16 protein-coding genes are annotated in these 18,122 nt (G+C 44.8%); 6 read left to right on the top strand and 10 right to left on the bottom strand.

Annotated elements, in window-relative coordinates; all coding sequences use genetic code 11:
• Positions 1-105 precede the first annotated feature (105 nt).
• Positions 106-999: a LysR family transcriptional regulator gene (locus JHD45_RS19900; protein WP_199478225.1), complete on the bottom strand. Its 894-nt coding sequence runs from the start codon at positions 997-999 to the stop codon at positions 106-108.
• A 211-nt stretch (positions 1,000-1,210) separates the two neighbouring features.
• Between JHD45_RS19900 and JHD45_RS19895 the strand changes: the two genes are divergently transcribed.
• The 4 genes from JHD45_RS19895 (at position 1,211) to fdhA (ending at position 6,614) form a co-directional block, all read left to right on the top strand.
• Entirely contained in the window at positions 1,211-1,453 is a 243-nt protein-coding gene (locus JHD45_RS19895) for a hypothetical protein (RefSeq protein WP_233407956.1), read from the top strand.
• 229 nt (positions 1,454-1,682) lie between these two features.
• The gene (locus JHD45_RS19890; protein ID WP_199478223.1) at positions 1,683-2,972 is read left to right on the top strand and encodes a hypothetical protein; all 1,290 of its coding nucleotides are present in this window, start codon (positions 1,683-1,685) and stop codon (positions 2,970-2,972) included.
• Between the two features lie 497 nt (positions 2,973-3,469).
• Positions 3,470-5,245, top strand: coding sequence for an SLC13 family permease (locus JHD45_RS19885; RefSeq protein WP_199478222.1), 1,776 nt, complete (start codon positions 3,470-3,472; stop codon positions 5,243-5,245).
• 175 nt (positions 5,246-5,420) lie between these two features.
• Entirely contained in the window at positions 5,421-6,614 is a 1,194-nt protein-coding gene (fdhA, locus tag JHD45_RS19880; RefSeq protein ID WP_199478221.1) for a formaldehyde dehydrogenase, glutathione-independent, read from the top strand.
• Between the two features lie 297 nt (positions 6,615-6,911).
• On the opposite strand, the gene JHD45_RS19875 is transcribed toward fdhA, so the two are convergent.
• Both JHD45_RS19875 and JHD45_RS19870 read right to left on the bottom strand, forming a co-directional pair.
• Positions 6,912-7,238: a chaperone modulator CbpM gene (locus JHD45_RS19875; RefSeq protein WP_199478220.1), complete on the bottom strand. Its 327-nt coding sequence runs from the start codon at positions 7,236-7,238 to the stop codon at positions 6,912-6,914.
• A gap of 3 nt (positions 7,239-7,241) precedes the next feature.
• A complete protein-coding gene (locus JHD45_RS19870) occupies positions 7,242-8,237 on the bottom strand; it encodes a DnaJ C-terminal domain-containing protein (RefSeq protein ID WP_325097341.1) in 996 nt (331 codons plus the stop codon).
• Between the two features lie 301 nt (positions 8,238-8,538).
• Between JHD45_RS19870 and JHD45_RS19865 the strand changes: the two genes are divergently transcribed.
• Positions 8,539-9,801: a hypothetical protein gene (locus JHD45_RS19865; protein ID WP_199478219.1), complete on the top strand. Its 1,263-nt coding sequence runs from the start codon at positions 8,539-8,541 to the stop codon at positions 9,799-9,801.
• Positions 9,802-9,945: 144 nt separating this feature from the next.
• Positions 9,946-10,881 carry an N-acetyl-gamma-glutamyl-phosphate reductase gene (gene argC / locus JHD45_RS19860; RefSeq protein ID WP_199478218.1) on the top strand — a complete coding sequence of 312 codons (936 nt, stop codon included), beginning with the start codon at positions 9,946-9,948 and terminating at the stop codon, positions 10,879-10,881.
• 80 nt (positions 10,882-10,961) lie between these two features.
• Here the strand turns inward: argC and JHD45_RS19855 are convergent, their stop codons facing one another.
• The 7 genes from JHD45_RS19855 to JHD45_RS19825 all read right to left on the bottom strand — a co-directional run bounded on the left by JHD45_RS19855 (position 10,962) and on the right by JHD45_RS19825 (position 17,706).
• Positions 10,962-11,981 (bottom strand): branched-chain amino acid ABC transporter permease, encoded by a 1,020-nt coding sequence (locus tag JHD45_RS19855; RefSeq protein WP_233407955.1) that lies wholly within the window; start codon positions 11,979-11,981, stop codon positions 10,962-10,964.
• Positions 11,982-11,987: 6 nt separating this feature from the next.
• The gene (locus JHD45_RS19850; RefSeq protein ID WP_199478217.1) at positions 11,988-12,944 is read right to left on the bottom strand and encodes a branched-chain amino acid ABC transporter permease; all 957 of its coding nucleotides are present in this window, start codon (positions 12,942-12,944) and stop codon (positions 11,988-11,990) included.
• Positions 12,937-13,662 (bottom strand): ABC transporter ATP-binding protein, encoded by a 726-nt coding sequence (locus JHD45_RS19845; protein ID WP_199478216.1) that lies wholly within the window; start codon positions 13,660-13,662, stop codon positions 12,937-12,939. The genes JHD45_RS19850 and JHD45_RS19845 overlap by 8 nt, the downstream gene beginning before the upstream one ends.
• Positions 13,659-14,405 carry an ABC transporter ATP-binding protein gene (locus JHD45_RS19840; protein ID WP_199478215.1) on the bottom strand — a complete coding sequence of 249 codons (747 nt, stop codon included), beginning with the start codon at positions 14,403-14,405 and terminating at the stop codon, positions 13,659-13,661. Before JHD45_RS19840 ends, JHD45_RS19845 begins: the two co-directional genes overlap by 4 nt.
• Before the next feature lie 3 nt (positions 14,406-14,408).
• Positions 14,409-15,722, bottom strand: coding sequence for an ABC transporter substrate-binding protein (locus JHD45_RS19835; RefSeq protein ID WP_199478214.1), 1,314 nt, complete (start codon positions 15,720-15,722; stop codon positions 14,409-14,411).
• A 408-nt stretch (positions 15,723-16,130) separates the two neighbouring features.
• The gene (locus JHD45_RS19830) at positions 16,131-16,736 is read right to left on the bottom strand and encodes a glutathione S-transferase family protein (RefSeq protein ID WP_199478213.1); all 606 of its coding nucleotides are present in this window, start codon (positions 16,734-16,736) and stop codon (positions 16,131-16,133) included.
• A 226-nt stretch (positions 16,737-16,962) separates the two neighbouring features.
• On the bottom strand, positions 16,963-17,706 hold the full coding sequence (locus JHD45_RS19825; RefSeq protein WP_233407954.1) for a GNAT family N-acetyltransferase: 744 nt from the start codon (positions 17,704-17,706) through the stop codon (positions 16,963-16,965).
• Positions 17,707-18,122 lie beyond the last annotated feature (416 nt).

Raw genomic sequence — 18,122 nt, 5'->3', positions numbered from 1 at the left:
ATCGTCGTATCCTCTAAGTCAGAAATCTATTATCGCTAAGCCGTGCATTTGTTTAATTTGCACCCCTCTTCTTGTGACAAACTCAGCATCACTTATTAGCCATAGTCAATCGCTTAAAAGCCGCTTAACTGCTTCTTTGAACACTTCTCGTAACCAGATCATGCCAAGGTCAGCATTTTGGTATTTGTGCCATTGCATGTGCTCTTGAAGACGGGGCAACTCCACAGGTGGTGCCATGGAAGTTAATGCTAGACCTTGTGAGATGGCTTTTTTAACCAGTGTATTTTGTAAAGTGGCAATACGATCTGTACCAATCAATAAACTGGGTAAACATGAAAAACTAAAGGCTCGGATTTGTATATTGCGGTGGATACCTGCTTTTTCGAAGGAGTACGTCTCAAAAGAAGGATTCGAGTTGGGTGGCTGCATACAAATATGTCCAGCAGAAAGAAACTTTTCGATTGTCATGTCACCGAGTGCAAGGTGACTATGGCTCCATACGACGCATCGAAACTCATCCTCATGAAGGGGTTCGCTTGGGTGATCGTCCGAACAAAAGATACTCGGTATGATAAGTAAATCGGCCTCACTTCGATCTAGCTCTTTTTTAGGATCTCCCACCTGTGGGAGGAAGTTCAGCTTCACACTGCTTTTTTGCTCATTCGCTACTTCTAGCACGTAAGGCACTAATGTGTAGAGCGTGTAGTCGGACACGCAAATTTTAAATTCACGCACAGAAGTGGTCGGATCGAAGCCTGGCACGAGCATCAGCGATGCTTCAATAAGGACCAATATATCCCGCACAGGTTGTTCTAGCTGTTGCGCATGATGAGTTAACACCATTTTGCGACCTACCTGTGTCAGTAAATCATCTTGAAAATAATCTCGTAGTCGTGACAAGGAGTTACTCATCGCAGACTGGCTAAGGTGTAGCTCTTCTGCCGCTAAACTAACACTTTGTCGACGAATCAAGACATCAAGCGCTACAAGTAAATTCAAATCTAACTTTCTAAAATGCATTGTTATTCTTCTTTTTATTTGTTTTTTGATTTGTTATATACCGAGAGACCTTTATCAGAAACAGATTACACCCTTCAAATCGATTCTATCAATACATAATAGAAACATAATCCATTTAAACAATGCTTTTTTTTGATCTAGGATGATTTTTATCATAGCAAACGAACCGTAATCGTGAACAAGTCATACGATGATCACTTTTCTTTTTGTTAACCGTTACCTTGTTCAGCGTTACTTTGCTCACAATAAAAATAATGAGGAGTTATCTATGTTTCGTCTCTTTTCTACCCATTATGTTTGGGATTTATTGATTAATCTTGCCCTAGAGAAGGGAGCGAAAATGAGCGAATTTCAAGAAATGTGCGCTCATCTTAAAGCGTTTGCTGATAAGCCAGATGTTGCTCACTCAACACCTAGAAAGCTTACCCGTTAATAGTTTCTGGTATTTTGCTTCCCCTACAAGATTAAACACGTATCAGCAGGCTTTATTCGAGCCGTTGCCATCTTGGACGATGGCTAAAATACGCTAAAGGAGAGAGCGATTCCATAACAACACCCCATTGATAGCGTTGCCTTTAACAATATTAAAAAACCAAAAAGACTTTATGCTTTAAACAAAGCGTTCAATAAACTCAAAATAAAAACAAAAAGAGAGATTGAAGATGAAAAAAACATTAATAGTGTTGGCTATTCTGTCGCCTGCTGTTCATGCCGATGGCAATATTGAGCATTTTTTAAGAAAAAGCACACATACTTTTGAACTAAAAAATGCCTACAACCTTATTAAAAGTGGTCGCTATGATAAAACAGGGAACTCAAACTTACTAAACTGGGTTCAAACTGCCTCTTATGATTTTAAATCTCCTTATATAAACGATACCTTTGGCTTTGATTTCGGATTGTATGCCATTGAACCGATAGCATATGGCGATAAATTTTATGTTAGAAACGCGCTAAAAAAGGAAGTTGATAAAAACGGTAATATCACTGCTAAAGGTTTTTCCAAAGTGTCTAACGCCAGTCTAAAACAACAATTTAACATCTCAGATTTTGATGTTCGCTTATATGAAGGTCTGCGGGTTTTAAAGTTCTTTGGTGGCGTATCACGAGATGGGGTCGTGACCTCAAGCTCCTACTACGGGATCACATCAGAGGCGATATCAAAACACTGGAATATCAAATCAGGCTATTTAACACAATACTCAGATGCCAACTCATCAAGCCGAGAAGATTTATTAACCAAAGACAATAAAGACATCGACTATATTTATACGGTGGATACAAGATACCAATACCAAGAACAATCTTTTAGAGCCTATATTGGCGAAGGCCAAGGGTATTTACGAACCTATTTTCTAGGTTATAACACTATGGTGAAGTCCACCCAACTAGAAGGAAAAGTATTCTATGTGAATGCTTTATCGAAATATAAAAATATGTCACCTCGTAATCGTACGTTTGATAACAGTACCTATCTTGCTGAAATAAAATCGACTTTCTTTTTTCCCTCCCATTTTATTTCGGTCGGTTATACCTATGTATCGGCGGATAAAAAAGGCACCTTAGGTCGATTTGACAATAATTTATCAGGAAACACAAAAGGGAACAATGACACAATAGCAAGCGGCCTCACGAAGGACTTCTATAATAACAACGAGAGCATGGTGTATCTAAGCTATGCTCATAAAGTAAGTGATGAGGTTAAAGTCAGTATCCGTGGTCGCTATGGTTTTGGGTTTGACTATAAAGGACAAAGCTTAGATGAATACGAGATTGGCGCCATTATTTTCTATAAACCTACTCAAGTAAAAGGCTTAAAATTGAGCCTTGCCGGTGGCCCAAACAGATCTTTTAGACGAGGTTTTGACAACACCCCTATTCTTAATAGCAAAAATAAAGTTGAGAGCTTTAGCGGAACATCCCTGCTTGCTAAGGTGACTTATACATTTTAATAATAGGTCAACAATTAAAAAACACTCATCATTAAATAGCATCGCATTGTTTAAATTATCTATGGCAAGCGCTATTGCGTTATTAGTCGGCTGCGCATCACCCGCTCAATACCTCAAATAGATCTACCTATCATGATCCAAAAATGGTGATGCAGCATTGGCGACGACCTATTGAACAAAGGACCCTCAACCTTATTAGCCTCTAATGATGCTGTAAGAAAAAGTCGGGCTGATGCTTCTGCCACAGAAAGAGAACACTTAGCAATAACGCCAAATCGTACATTGATGATCAGCATATGCGGCTGTTTCATGTCCACAATATGATTACTAACCCCCTAAGCTGTGGTCAGACCGAGGTTTTTCTCTACCTCTTATAACTTAAAATTATATTCCAAATAGAAATATATAAATCATTTTTTATTTCTTTTAATTCTTAAAACACGCTCTAGAATGCCTTTTATCTGATTCTTTTCTTTGCCATCAAACTAGGAGCCTCTATGGGTTGGGACGGTTGGTTTTCGTTAACTCTTACCATTGTTGTTTTAGCTACATTAATCGTTTCACGCATTGGCCCACACATTGTGATGATGGGAGCGCTGACCTTGCTCAGTTTATTTGGCATTTTATCCCCTAAGGAGGCCGTTGCAGGGTTTAGTAATACAGGATTGATTACGGTCGCGGCGATGTTTGTGGTGGCAGCGGGCATTCATTCCTCAGGCGGTGTCGATTTGTTAGTCAACAAGCTCTTAGGCTCACCAAAGTCCGAACGTTCGGCCTTGCTTCGCATATTTTTCCCGGTTGCCTTGCTGAGTGCTTTTTTAAATAACACGCCAGTGGTCGCCACTATGATTCCAGCGATTCATTCGTGGTGCAAAAAGATCAATATACCAGCCTCTAAATTAATGATCCCATTGAGTTATACGGCCATTTTGGGCGGTACAGTGACGTTAATTGGCACCAGTACAAATTTGATTGTTAATGGGCAATATAAAGCCTTAACGGGCCACGCAGGTTTTAGCTTGTTCGATATCACTGCCCTAGGTTTGCCAGTGGCCATTCTTGGCGGGCTATTTATGTTTATCTTCTTTCCTAAACTGTTACCCAATAAGAAAGACAATCAAGCGTTTGCAAATGTTAGAGAATTTACTCTAGAAGTGATGGTGACAGAACATGGCCCCTTAGTGGGTCGATCCGTTGAAAACGCTGGCCTGCGCGATATTAAGCGCATTTATTTGGTTGAGATTGAACGCAACGGTGCCAGCATTTCTGCCGTGTCGTCAGATGAGGTCTTATTTGCTAATGACCGCCTTGTATTTGCTGGCGATACGGAGGCGATTTCAGATTTACTAAAAATTCATGGGTTAAGTGCCCCACAACACGATGATCATCTGGACACTCTCAAAGAGCCGAAAGCAGGACGACGCCTTGTTGAAGCGGTTGTTTCACCTCACTGTGATGTCATTGGCAGCAATATTCGTAGTGCCCAGTTTCGTAACCGCTACGGGGCTGCGGTATTGGCGGTTGCCAGAGCGGGGGAACGGGTAAAAGGCAATTTAGGGAACATTACCCTGCGCGCAGGCGATACGCTTTTATTAGAAGCTCGTCCCGCCTTTGTCACTCGTCAACAATATAACAAAGACTTTTTGCTGATGAATGAACTTGATCACGATACCCCACGCCATGAAAAGGCCTATTTAGCGTGGGCGATTCTCACGTCGGTTGTGGTAGCAGCAGGTTTTGGTGTGATATCTATGCTCAATGCGGCTCTGTTAGGGGCGGGGTTGATGCTGTTAACGGGCTGTTTGAGTGTCTCTCAAGCGGAAAAAAGCATTGATTTAACCGTGATCATCACCATTGCTGCCTCGTTTGCCCTTGGCGCTGCCTTACAAAAAACAGGAGTTGCCGAGTATATTGCGACCAACATAGTGGCGTTAAGCGCTGGCAACGCCGTGCTTTTGTTGATCCTCACGTACATCACTATCTCCATATTAACCGAAGTGATCACCAATAATGCCGCCGCTCTCTTGATGCTACCGATCGTATTAGAAATCACCAATAAGGCGGGATTAAACCAAGAACCCTTTATCTTCGCCATTATGATGGCCGCGTCGGCCAGCTTCGCTACGCCACTTGGTTATCAAACTAATCTAATGGTGTACGGGCCGGGGAACTATCGCTTTGGGGACTTCCTAAAAGTTGGCCTTCCCATGAACATTTTTGTCGGCATCGTTACCCTTACGTTATTAATTAACTTTTGGCCCTTACACCAATAGTTCTCTTCAATTATCCTTAGTTACTACAATTGCGGATAAAATAAGAAAGGATAAAAAGCGACTTCTAAGAAGTCGCTTTTGGCGTGTTTTTGGGTCGTGAAAAGGTCTATCCTAATGGTGATTGGTGACATTATGACCAGTCATTCCATACATAAAATAAAAAAGGATGTCGTATATGAACAATCATGCAAATCGCGGTGTCGTCTATCAAGGTAATGGTACAGTCAAAGTCAATCCGATTCCCTTCCCTGAATTGTCTTTAGGAAAACGTCAGTGCCATCACGGTGTTATCCTCAAAGTCGTCACCACTAACATATGCGGTAGCGATCAGCACATGGTTCGCGGTCGAACCACCGCCCCAACAGGATTAGTACTCGGGCATGAAATCACAGGTGAAGTCATCGAGTGTGGACGAGATGTTGAGTTCATCAAAGTGGGTGATTTGGTGTCTGTGCCATTTAACATTGCCTGCGGCCGTTGCCGTAATTGTAAGGAAGGCAAAACAGGTATCTGTTTGAATGTTAACCCTGCTCGACCAGGAGCGGCCTATGGTTATGTCGATATGGGCGGCTGGGTTGGTGGACAAGCTGACTACGTCATGGTGCCTTACGCTGATTTTAACCTACTTAAATTCCCTGATGCGGACCAAGCCCGCGAAAAAATCCAAAGCCTCACCCTATTATCTGATATTTTCCCAACAGGCTACCACGGCTGTGTAACGGCTGGCGTTGGTCCTGGTTCTACCGTCTACATTGCAGGGGCAGGTCCGGTTGGTTTAGCGGCGGCGGCCTCAGCTCATCTACTAGGGGCAGCCTGTGTCATCGTTGGTGACATGATCGAAGATCGTCTGAATCAAGCCCGTTCATTTGGTTGTGAAACCATTGATCTAAAAGAAGATGGCGATATTCAAGATAAGATTGAAGCCATTCTTGGTGATCGCGAAGTGGATGCGTTCGTGGATTGTGTCGGTTTTGAAGCCCATGCCTGTGGTTGTAATCATCATCAGGAATCTCCAGCTGTGGTATTGAACTCTGCGATGCAAATGACCCGTGCAGGCGGTCAGATCGGTATTCCAGGGCTGTATGTAACAGAAGACCCAGGCGCCCAAGATGATGCGGCAAAACATGGTAGCTTGAGCATGCGTTTTGGACTTGGATGGGCAAAATCTCACTCCCTACATACTGGCCAATGCCCTGTGATGAAATACCATAGACAACTTATGCAAGCCATCTTGTTTGATAAAATTGACATTGCTAAAGCTGTGAACGTGCAAATGATCTCCCTAGACGAAGCACCACAAGGCTATGCTGATTTTGATGGCGGCGCGGCGAAGAAATTCGTTATCGACCCTCATAAAATGGTGAGTTAATCAGTTAGTTATCTTAAAAAAGAGAAGAAGCGCGCAATGCCTTCTTCTCTTTTTCATTTGACTTAAACTCACATACTTTTTTTGATGTATTTGTTAATTTAAATCACGACACAAGTTGTTGAACTTAATTCCCCAGTTTAAACGCACAATCACCAACTAGAGATGAAAATAGCTCTAGTATTTCTATTTTAGACCTTCCTTCACCTGCGACTGTGATGCGTATTAGGCGAGAAGGGGTAGTCTATGCAAATGTTCCTAACCACTGTTTCCTAGTGACTTCGTTCTAACTCTCTATTCTTAGCTAGAAGGAAGCTGGCTTTTAAGAATGGCGATGTGTTTTTGCAAATCGTCAATTTCATCCAGCAATTCAAGGGTCAGAGCCACACCCGATAAATTCAATTCCAAGCCTTCCATCAAGCGTTGTGCTCGTTGCAATCTTACTAAGGCATGAGAGTTAAAATACCAATCCGATGGTGATGGCTGCTCAATCGGTTCGACAATGCCGTATTCGACCATCTCGACGATGAGATCCACATGAGCTCCGCATCGCTCACAGAATTCCTCTAAGGTAAATATTCGATATTCACTTGGCGATTCGATAACCACTATCTCTGATTTGGTCATGATCTACCTCTCGAAAACGTGTCGTGGGTTAAAGTTGGCTTCACACTCAGACAATTGTCGATAAAGTGCTTCGGCTTCGGCGCTGTGTGTCTTAGGCAAATGCACTTGCAGTGTGACAATTTGGTCGCCAGGGGTCTTACCGCCTTTGCCGAGCAGACCTTTGCCTTTGATGCGCAGTTTATTACCACTGCTGGCCCCTTTGGGAACCTTCACCTTCACTTTGCCACTGATGGTCGGTACTTCAATGGTTGCCCCTAAAGCGGCTTCCCAACAGGTAACGGGTAAGGTGAGTAAAATATTGACACCATCGACGGCAAAATAAGGGTGGGGAGCGAACTCGATTTCTAGTAATAAATCACCCGCTTTGCCATTGCCAACGCCTGCTTCGCCTTGTCCCGCCAAGCGAATATGCTGACCTTGTGTGACACCAGCAGGAATTTTGACATTTAGGGTCTTTTCTCTTTGTCTTGAAAAACCATTTTGATCAGGCTCAAACACCAAAAACGAAATTTGTCGTTGGCAGCCTGCATAGGCTTCTTCTAGAAATAAAGCAATTTTGTGGTGCATATCGCGACCACGTTGATTCGCTTGGCGTTGGAAACCATCTGCTTGATGAAATCCGCCTCCATTTGCTCCAAAAATAGAATAGAAGAAATCACTAAAGTCGCCACTCGAACTGTGGCTGTATTGTCTGTGGTCTGCCTGAGACGACTGCCAATCTGGCGGTGGCTGGAATCCACCATCGGCTCGCCGGGTTCCTTGCTGACGTAATAAATCGTATTCAGCGCGTTTTTCAGTGTCTTTTAATACGGCGTAGGCTTCGCCTACTTCTTTGAATTGCTGCTCAGCATTGGCTTCTTTGCTGACATCAGGATGGTATTTTCTGGCCAGCTTTCGGTAGCTCGCTTTTATTTCGGAGGCATCGGCTTGTTCACTGACGCCGAGAATCTTGTAGTAGTCTTTAAACTCCATGGTATTCTGCTTCCATCGTAACGTCACTCCTCTTACTAAAGATATTCGCTCGTAACGCTGCTATCGGCGAATCACTAAACCTCCATCATAGGCTTTTTCTAATGAATTAGAGTTTAAATTTCAAACAAGCCTGATTTAGATCTATAAAACTCCATGCTTAATAAAAGCTAACTAAACCTGCCGTGTTTTTTGTTATCAATACTTGTATGGCAACTTGCTGACAGCAGCAAGATATCGCATTATGATCGTATCGAATGCGATACACTCGCCCTCTCTTTTTACCGTTCTTACATAACACGATGCCGAGCTTAAGGATACGCTGCATATTATGCCTGCTTTAAACAAATTCACCGGATGGCTGGTGTTAGGGACACTCGTTTTTTATCTTTTATCGGTCGCAGACTGGGTAAGTACCGCGTTGCCAACCTTATGTGCTTGGGGCGCTAATGCGGCAATGTGGAAAACCCTGCCCAAAGGCGCGAAACGTCAGGTGCTGATTTTAATGGGCATCGGCGTGCTTGCTCTGATCTTTGCGGCAACACAAGGTATTTGGATGACATGGCGGGAAGTACTGGCCATCAATTTACCCATGCTTGCCATGTTCGTTGCGGTGTCTTTTTTGGATTTAACCAGCTCAAGAGATACCAGTCGCCCCTTACCAAAAGGACTAAAAGCCATTGTGAATACGGCTTTTGGGGTTCAATTATTGGGGGCGGTGATTAATATGTCGGTCATTATGGTCTTTGCTGATCGTATGAAAGGCATTGGGCGCTTAAGCTCAACACAACAATTTGTCATCACTCGCAGCTTTTCCGCCGCCGCTTGGTGGTCACCATTTTTTGTCGCAACCGGGGTTGCCCTGACCTATGCCCCTGGGATGAAATGGCAACATACGGTAATCCCCGGCATATTCATGGGGTTAATGTCTGTGGCTTTTTCTACGATTCAAGCCTATCGACGCACCAAAGGCGATTTCGAAGGCTACCCCATCCGGCGTGAAAGCCTGTTTGTACCCTTGCTTTTGTCCATTGCAGTCATCATCTGCCATTTTACCTGGCAAAACATCAGTATCTTGGTGCTTATTTGTCTGATCGCGCCAATAGCAACCATGTTACTCATGAAAGCTCGACCTAGAAAACAAGCGCTGCTGAGCTTTGTGGATGATAAGTTACCCCGTATTGGTAGCCAATTTGCGCTGTTTCTTGCGGCAGGCCTGTTTTCAAATGGCATCAAAGCCATTATTTTGTGTTACCCACAGGTCTTTGATGTCGCGTCCTCTCATTTCAGTGTGTTTATCTTCGCCGTAACCTTAGCCGGAATGATATTGGTCAGTTATGTCGGCGTTCACCCTGTCATCAGCGTTGCAGTTGTCAGCCCAATTTTGTTGCCTTTGCATCCTGAGCCGACCCAATTGGGCTTTCTCTTTTTTAGTGCTTGGGCCATCTCCACGGGGAGTAGCGCGTTAACAGGCCTCGGCTTATTGATGACTGGCCGTTATCAGGTACCCGCTAGCGTTATCGTCAAAAATAGCTGGCGATATGCCCTATGCATGTGGTTTCTTGCCTCGTTCGTAAACGCGGTCTTTTTATAATAACGATTTTTCAGGCAAGCATTGAGAACAAATCTTTTATTAAGTGATAATACGTAGGAGCCTTCTCAAAGAAGGGGCGAGCATTGGCAAAAAAATCCACGTATAATCTGGGATAATTGCAGCAACAAACACAGGAACAAGGTTGTGAAAAAAGTATTTATCGATGGCGAAACAGGTACCACAGGCCTTCAAGTTAGAGATCGTTTAATCAAGCATCCGAACATTGAAATCATCAGTATTGATCCTGAGAAAAAGCGCGATGTCGAAGAAAAGCGTCGTTTGATGAAAGAAGCCGATGTCACCGTCTTGTGTTTACCTGACGATGCCGCAAAAGACAGTGTTGCACTGGCGAAAGAAGAAGGCTGCCGCATACTCGATGCCAGTTCAGTACATCGAGTAGCTGAGGGTTGGGTGTATGGCTTACCTGAATTGGATGTTACTCAACGCGAAAAAATTCAACAGGCGCAGTTTGTTTCTAACCCAGGCTGTTACCCTACCGGCGCGATTTTACTGCTTAAGCCCTTAGTAGAGGCAGGGTTGTTACCCGCTTCGGGGGATTACAGTGTCAACGCAGTGTCTGGCTACAGTGGTGGCGGGAATGCCTTGATTGATCGCTATGAAAGTACTCATAACGCTCCGGCATTCGCGGCTTACGGCTTGAATTTTAGCCATAAACACCTTCCTGAAATGAAAATGTGGGCTGGCTTAGACAAAGCCCCTCTTTTTGTTCCCAGCGTTGGGCATTTTCGCCAAGGGATGCTGACCTTTTTGCCAATTCAGTTAAAAGATGGGGTCACCATGGCCCAGTTGCACACCAAGCTGGCGGAGGTATACGCTAAGGATACGTTCGTGACGGTAAACAATCTTAATGTGGTGAAAGACAACTCGGCGCCTTTCCTAACCCCCCATGGTTTGGAAAATACCAATCAAATCGAACTGTCTGTTTTAAGCGCACCAGACAACCAATCTGGTGTTCTCGTTGCGAAGTTAGACAACTTGGGTAAAGGAGCATCTGGTGCGGCGGTGCAAAACCTCAACATCATGTTAGGCTTTGCGGAAGACATAGCGGTTAATCTATAAGCTCTCTAGCCACGACAATGCCTTACTAAAAGTCACCAAAACAAAGCCCCTCTTTGCTAAGCCGCGAAGAGGGGCATTTTTTACTCTTTATTTTTTAACGTTAGTGTCACTCCTGTCGGTAAAAAACGTACACCTTTGCGGTTTTGCCATTCCCCCCATATACCATTGGGTGCATAAAGTGCAAAGAGAATAGCAGTCACCCCCAACCCCGCTAAATACCAAGCGCCATAGTCCCCGAAAAACTCCTGCAATAGAAAGAAAACGATGGCTCCCAATATGGGCCCTTCAAAGGTTTTGAGCCCACCGACTAATACCATAAACAACATAAAGACGGTCCATTGCACGCCAAAATAGGTCCTTGGTTGAAAGGTGACCGAACTGGCCAGCCACAATGACCCAGCCAGCGCACAACCAAAAGCGGCCACCACAAAGATGATCTGTTTCACCCGCATAACCCGAATACCAATCGACTTGGCGGCCTCTTCATCATCTCGAATCGCCTGGGCCGCTGCGCCAATACGGCTGTTCACCAACCAGAGAACAAGCCCTAACATGCCTGCAACCACCAGTAAGCCAAACCAAAAGTTAATATTACGCCGCAGCTCCGGAGCATATTGGTTCATGGCTAATAGCGACGTACCAGTTTCCCCTTGAACAATGGGATCGAACATCACTAAAATGCGAATGACTTCCGCTGTCACCCACATGGCAATAGCAAACTCCCCTTCTTTTAAGCGTAATGCGAATACCGAAATCACCAGAGCGACCAAGGCACAAATCAACGCGCCCACTATGAACGCGGGGTAAGGAGACATACCAATGTCCACCAGACGCAGCGCAAAATAGCCTCCTAACCCCAAGAATGCCTGTTGCCCAACGGATACCAAGCCCGCATAACCGGCTAGCAAATTCCACATAACGGCCAGCAGGATATACACAAACAAGGTTGTTAGTTTATCAACCACTAAGCCACTGCCCCAAAAAGGCACTGTCGCGAGTACGAGGAAGAGTAAGCCACCGACCATTAAAGCGGGTCGACCTACTTGATACCAATGCTCGGTACTAAAACCTTCTGTATTCACTTGTGAAGAGATTTTCATTCCAGATCACCCATTTTTTATTTTTGTTTTTGTCACTTTTGACGGCAATGAGCCCGTTATAGAAAAATAAGACTGCTTGAGAAACATCCGCCAACCGCCCCGTTGATGGGCAATAGCGCTGTAAAACCGAGCCGTTAAAACAGCAAGAAACACAAGGTGTCCGGTTAATTGAAACCATTGTGCAGAGATTAACGTGGCGCCCAGGCTTTGAGAGATGCCTAAGACAATGCCGCCAATCAAGGTCCCCCATAGGGAACCAATGCCACCGATAACAACAGCTTCAAATGCAAAGATTAATTGCACGGGGCCATCATAAGGTGTGATCTGCGCGCGCATGGCTAAAAAAGCCCCAGCAAGGCCCGTCACCATCACTGCAATCGCGGACACAGAGCAGTGCACGGCGTTGGCATTAATGCCATTGAGTTCAGCCGCTTCAGGGTCGCTCGCCGTGGCTCGGATGGCTCGCCCAAGGCGGGTAAAACTCAGCATCAACTGCAATCCAGCTAACACTAGGATCGCGCAAGCAAAGGTTATCACTGGTAACTTACCTACGCTGATCTGATCGGTGAGTTGCCAACTATCCCAGGATAAATCGCCAATGTAATTGGCAAGGGAACGAGTATCTGATCCGAAGACGCCGTATAATCCATTTTGTAATACCGCTCCCAAACCAAAGGTCACCAGCAAGGGCAACAAAAAGCCCGCCGCCTGAGTTCGAGTAAACAAATATTTCTGCAATAACCAGCCCAGTATGCCCATGATAGGCAGTGACAATAAAACGGACAGCCAAGGGGATAAGCCCAACACTTTCACACCAAACAACACGAGATAGGCGCCGAGGATGGCTAAATCGCCATGAGCTAAGTTAATAAATTTGGCCACACCAAACAGCAGGGATAAACCCGCCGCGAGCATGGCGTAGTAACCGCCTAGTAGAAGGCCTTGAATAATGGCATCAAGCATTCTCAGTCTCCTCTGCTTCCAGCCCAAAATACGCTTGCGTAATGGCTTTGTGCGTCAACTCATGTGAACAACCAGACAAGGCAACACGGCCTTCCAATAAACACAGCAAGTGATCAGAAAATTGAATAGCACGTTTTAGGTCTTGTTCAACAATGATCATGCTGGTTACTTTGCTTTTTTTGAGCTGTTCAAGAGACTGGTATAACCCCTCTACAGCAATAGGAGACAAGCCCAACGAGACTTCATCCAATAGCAATACCGATGGGTTACACATCAAGGCACGGGCAATCGCCACAGCCTGACGCTGCCCACCTGATAAGCCCCCCGCCACTTGATTCAAAATAGGCTCAAGTACTGGTAACGCGGCCACGACTTTATCCAGCACCCAGTCTCCTGAACGGCCGTGCTCGGCGGCGATTTGTAAGTTTTCGCGCACCGTCATATCGACAAATAAACGTCGGCCTTCAGGCACCATCGCCAATCCACTGCGCACTCGTTGATGGGCTGGCCAAGCGGTAATGTCTTCGCCATTTAGGGTAATGCGTCCTGAGTCCACAGGATGCACACCACTTAAACTACGAAACAGTGTGGTTTTACCCGCCCCATTTGCGCCCACAATGGCCAGTATTTCCCCCTTCTCTAGAGAAAATGAGACACCACGAACAGCCATCAATAAACCATGCTTGGCAACTAATTGGTCGACCATAAAAGCACTCATAGGGCCACCTCCAGCTCAGAACCAAGATAGGCTTTCATAACCTCATCATCACTCATCACATCCTTAGGATGTCCCTGAGCAATGACACGGCCCTCACTCATGCACACTAAGCGATCGATTACTTTGAGCAAGGCATGGAGAATATGCTCGATCCAAACAATGGTCAGCCCATCGTCTTTTAATTGAGCAATCAGTGTGACCAATTGATGCAGTTCGCCTTCAGTCAATCCTCCACCGATTTCATCTAATAACAGTACTTTAGGCGCCGTTGCCAACGCGCGGGCAAGCTCTAAGCGCTTACGATCCAACAAACCCAGCGCCGCTGCAGGACGGTTCGCCAACGGTGACATCCCCGTCTGGATCAAAGCCCGTACAGCGAATGCTTCTGCCTCATACCCAGTCAGCCCCGCACCATTGGTCGCCGCTGTGAGCAGGTTTTCAAATACCGTCATCCCTAAAAAGGGTCTAGGAACCTGATGAGTTCTGGCGATGCCAGCATGACAGCGTTGGGCCGCATTTGTCGCCGTTATATCAGTATATTGATAGGTAATGACTCCGGCTGACGGTGCTGTCGAGCCGGCTAATACACCAAATAAAGTCGTTTTTCCGGCCCCATTGGGACCCACAATGCCAACAGCCTCCCCCTTATTCGCAGAAAAATCCACCCCATGAAGAACCTGAAAAGCACCGTAGTGTTTATCAATCCCGATTCCGGCAATGACCGACGTCGAACCAAGCGTCATCCTCTAACCCCCTATTCTATAAGGCGTCATTGTGTTCGTCACTTTGACCAGAGGATGGTCCGCATTAGACACAATATTGAGCGCAAACTCCCATGGCCCTTGTTGTGCTTTCACCCACTGCACACCCACTAACCCCGTGGTCGCACAGTTGGGAACAGGGCCTTTGGTAAAGTCAATAATGCCGACGGCGGTTTCAGTACGTAATTTTGTGATGGCCATCACCAGTGCAACTTTGTCTTTAGGAGCATTGGATTGAATCAGAGCTTCAATGGCAGCATCAAACAAAGAGGCTGTGGCACCCACTTGCTGATCCCATTGTTTTCCTGTGCTTTTCTCAAAGCCACTCGCGATTTGTTGACTTGACAGCCCTGTTGACCCTGAAGCAAATGGAAAGTCTTTATGCCAATAGGCCCCAGCAGCTAAGCCGTAACCCAAGCGTCCTAATGAATTCAGTTCGGCAGGAAACAGGCCCGCCTTTGCTAATTGTGAAATTTTCACTCTTTGCGCATAGCCTTTTTGCGCCGCTTGTCGCCAAAATACGGGGAAATCTGGTGGAAATGGGAAGGTATTAAAAATCTCGCAATTCTCTTTTTTAAATAAGTTAATTTGTTGAGAAAAATCACTGGCCCCATCTTCATACGGACCCGCATCAATCACAGTGTAACCAGCTTTTTCTAAATCAGGGATAAGCAAATGCCGGATAGAATTACCATCGGCGTCATTTGGTAATAACATACCAACACGGTTATTGGTTTTTACCTTACTCCATTGATCAATATACAGTTTGGCAAAATCCGCGACCCCAAAACAAAAATGATAGGTCCATTTAAAAGGCGATGGCTGTCCAGGTTTGGCCCCACGGCCGTAATAAAAACTTTCCCATGGCGCCGTGGTCGATAAACATGGTACCCCTGCAGCCTCACAAGCATCGGCAACGGGGTTCACCGTTTCCGGTGTGGATGAGGTCAGCATTAAATCAATGTTTTTGCCGTTAATCAGATCAGAGGCAACCTGACTCGCGCGTATTGTGCTTGATTGCGTGTCGCCAAGAAAGAACTCCAACGCATACTGCACACCATTAATATTCAAGCCATTGGCCAGTTGCTTATGAACCTGCTTCAGAAGAAAATCATCCCCTTGGGAAAAGGAACTGAGCGGACCCGATCTCGGCATCACATACCCGATACGGATCACATTATCTGGATTAGCGAATAGAGACGATGACCCTAACAATCCAAGAGAAACAATACCTCCACTGGCACCCTTTATGAATTGACGGCGAGAAACAGACGAACGAATCAATGTGTTCTTAGACATTATTTAACTTCCTTTATTTTTATTATTTTGCTGAATCAATAACGAGCAAAAGGATTGCAACGAACATGCCGTCAATCGAAAAATCTAAGAAAGTTATTTTAATACATTGATTTATAATGACTTTAGTTAAGTATCACCCGCCCCACTATCATTTTTTGAGCGAACATGACTTATTCATTTCGTCAATAAAAACCAAAAGTCGATCAAACAACATGATGATTTCATAAACAATATGAGACCTTTGCACGATGTCACGAGCGACACCAAAACGCGGCAAAAACAGACGAGAAAGCGAAGTTTATCGCTATAAATGAGCATTTTGAGCCTGTTTTTAACAAAGTATTGGCAAGCACAGTAGTCGTGTAAAAGTCTCAATATGGCACGGAAGAGGCTGCCTTCAGAAGGAGGTTATACGCAAGGTTCTGCCGCTTGGATCCTGGCGTTTTGGCGCAACCATAATAAATGCTGCTGATAAAATGGCAGTTCCGCCATGCCATGTTGGCGTGCTTTTTTATAAATGCTGGCCACAAAGATATCAGCAATGGAGAAATGCTTTCCTATGGCAAATGGTGAGTCTGCACACAACTGCCCCATTAGCTGATTTAGACAAGTGGCGATCCAATGCCCTCTAAGCTCACGTTTAGACTGCTCCGTCAGCTCCGGCCTAAACGCCTTGAGTACCGTTCTATTTTGAGGGGAATGAATACTAGCATTAACGTATTCACATACACTTCGAACCGCCGCTCTTTCCAAAGCAGAGTCCCCTATCAGCTTATCCTTGGGGAAGGTTTCTTCTATGTATTCAATAATGGCCATGGATTCTACAAGCGTATGACCCGACACCACTAAACAAGGCACATAACCAAAAGGATTAACCTCACGGTAGGTGGAATGCAACGCCTCGTTGGTCACTTCGATTCGCGTATAAGGAATACGTTTATAATCCAGAACCCACTCCACTCGTTCGGAACTGTTGGAACCTTGAGCACTGTATAAAATGAGCTCTTGCAACATAAAAACCTCGTGTTTCTACCTAACCAGTTACTAATCTTATAAGGCAACTTTGGCATAAACCACTGTATTATTGACTTTGCCATTTGGGCTGATGCGTAATTGATGGCGCCACTAATTTGAGACGTTTACTTTCTACTATTGAATCCTTCTCCCTTCCCTCATTATCATTAGGTTGCCATAACCATATTAATCACCCCATAGATAAACAGTAGTAAGCATAAACTCGCTAGTGTAATTGGCTCCACTCACTGCGCAAGATAGCCAACACCACCGTATCCCACCATTGACCTTTGAAAAATCGATGTTCGCGAAAAATGGCCTCCTGCCTCATTCCTAACGATTGACACAAGCGCACTGCGGCGACATTTTCTCGAATCGTTTCAGCATAAAGGCGATGAATACCAAGTTCCGCAAAGCCAAAACTCACTAATGCTTTTGCAGCTTCCCGAGTTAGTCCTTTTCCCTGGTAAAGCCTAGAGACTCCACACCCTATCGAAGCTTGGCGGTCTGATTCTAAACGTAGGCAAACCGTACCAATAAATTTTCCGCTACTTTTATGCTCAATCGCTAGTTGAAAAGCTTTTCGGGGCACCTCATGCGACTGATTAATAAATAATTTAGTTAATTGTCTGTATTTGTCAGGATCGCAATCATCCTCATTATAAAATCGCTGATATTTATCATCCTGAGATATCGCAACAAAAGAGGCCTCATCATCAAACTGCATATCACGAAGTAGCAATCTTGGCGTATCAAGCTTAAACATTTTATACCTATGCCTTTGTTGAACAATAAAGTTTAGATTACCAACATAACATTCATAATCGTTATCCAACCCATCAATATAAAAACCAACCCTTAATATAAACAGCTTAACCCCAAAATCTACAACACTTTTCCATTGATTCCAGACAATGGTGTATTTTGGGGGAATACAAAAGACCACTTCCAATTGTTTAAACTCAAGCATGAAGGAGTCAACGACCTTCGAACGGCTGTGCCGAATGGGTAAAAGCTGAGCCCGACGAGCTACCAGACTGCTCCATCCCGCGACTAATTTTTTACGATGTGTTTCTGAAAGGATTGTGGTAGCCCTTTTCTAGTAAAAAGAGTACCAACGATCTTACAGTAGATTGGTTGCGGGAGCCGCTGTTTATAGCATAAGAAAGGAACCAACGACCTTCGAACGGCTGTGCCGAATGGGTAAAAAGCTGAGCCCGACGAGCTACCAGACTGCTCCATCCCGCGACTAATTTTTACGATGTGTTTCTGAAAGGATTGTGGGAGCCCTTTTCTAGTAAAAAGGGTACCAACGATCTTACAGTAGATTGGTTGCGGGAGCCGCTGTTTATAGCATAAGAAAGAAACCAACGACCTTCGGGTTAT

Origin of the sequence: Marinomonas spartinae (genome assembly GCF_016461715.1) — a bacterium.
Taxonomy (GTDB): Bacteria; Pseudomonadota; Gammaproteobacteria; order Pseudomonadales; family Marinomonadaceae; genus Marinomonas; species Marinomonas spartinae_A.
Note: the sequence above shows the minus strand (reverse complement) of the source record. Positions and strands in the feature narration are given on the sequence as shown.

Coding starts and splice junctions, on each gene's coding strand:
- JHD45_RS19895 (WP_233407956.1), top strand. CDS start 1,211: ATGATCACTTTTCTTTTTGTTAACCGTTACCTTGTTCAGCGTTACTTT.
- JHD45_RS19890 (WP_199478223.1), top strand. CDS start 1,683: ATGAAAAAAACATTAATAGTGTTGGCTATTCTGTCGCCTGCTGTTCAT.
- JHD45_RS19885 (WP_199478222.1), top strand. CDS start 3,470: ATGGGTTGGGACGGTTGGTTTTCGTTAACTCTTACCATTGTTGTTTTA.
- fdhA (WP_199478221.1), top strand. CDS start 5,421: ATGAACAATCATGCAAATCGCGGTGTCGTCTATCAAGGTAATGGTACA.
- JHD45_RS19875 (WP_199478220.1), bottom strand. CDS start 7,238: ATGACCAAATCAGAGATAGTGGTTATCGAATCGCCAAGTGAATATCGA.
- JHD45_RS19865 (WP_199478219.1), top strand. CDS start 8,539: ATGCCTGCTTTAAACAAATTCACCGGATGGCTGGTGTTAGGGACACTC.
- JHD45_RS19855 (WP_233407955.1), bottom strand. CDS start 11,981: ATGAAAATCTCTTCACAAGTGAATACAGAAGGTTTTAGTACCGAGCAT.
- JHD45_RS19850 (WP_199478217.1), bottom strand. CDS start 12,944: ATGCTTGATGCCATTATTCAAGGCCTTCTACTAGGCGGTTACTACGCC.
- JHD45_RS19845 (WP_199478216.1), bottom strand. CDS start 13,662: ATGAGTGCTTTTATGGTCGACCAATTAGTTGCCAAGCATGGTTTATTG.
- JHD45_RS19840 (WP_199478215.1), bottom strand. CDS start 14,405: ATGACGCTTGGTTCGACGTCGGTCATTGCCGGAATCGGGATTGATAAA.
- JHD45_RS19835 (WP_199478214.1), bottom strand. CDS start 15,722: ATGTCTAAGAACACATTGATTCGTTCGTCTGTTTCTCGCCGTCAATTC.
- JHD45_RS19830 (WP_199478213.1), bottom strand. CDS start 16,736: ATGTTGCAAGAGCTCATTTTATACAGTGCTCAAGGTTCCAACAGTTCC.
- JHD45_RS19825 (WP_233407954.1), bottom strand. CDS start 17,706: ATGCTTGAGTTTAAACAATTGGAAGTGGTCTTTTGTATTCCCCCAAAA.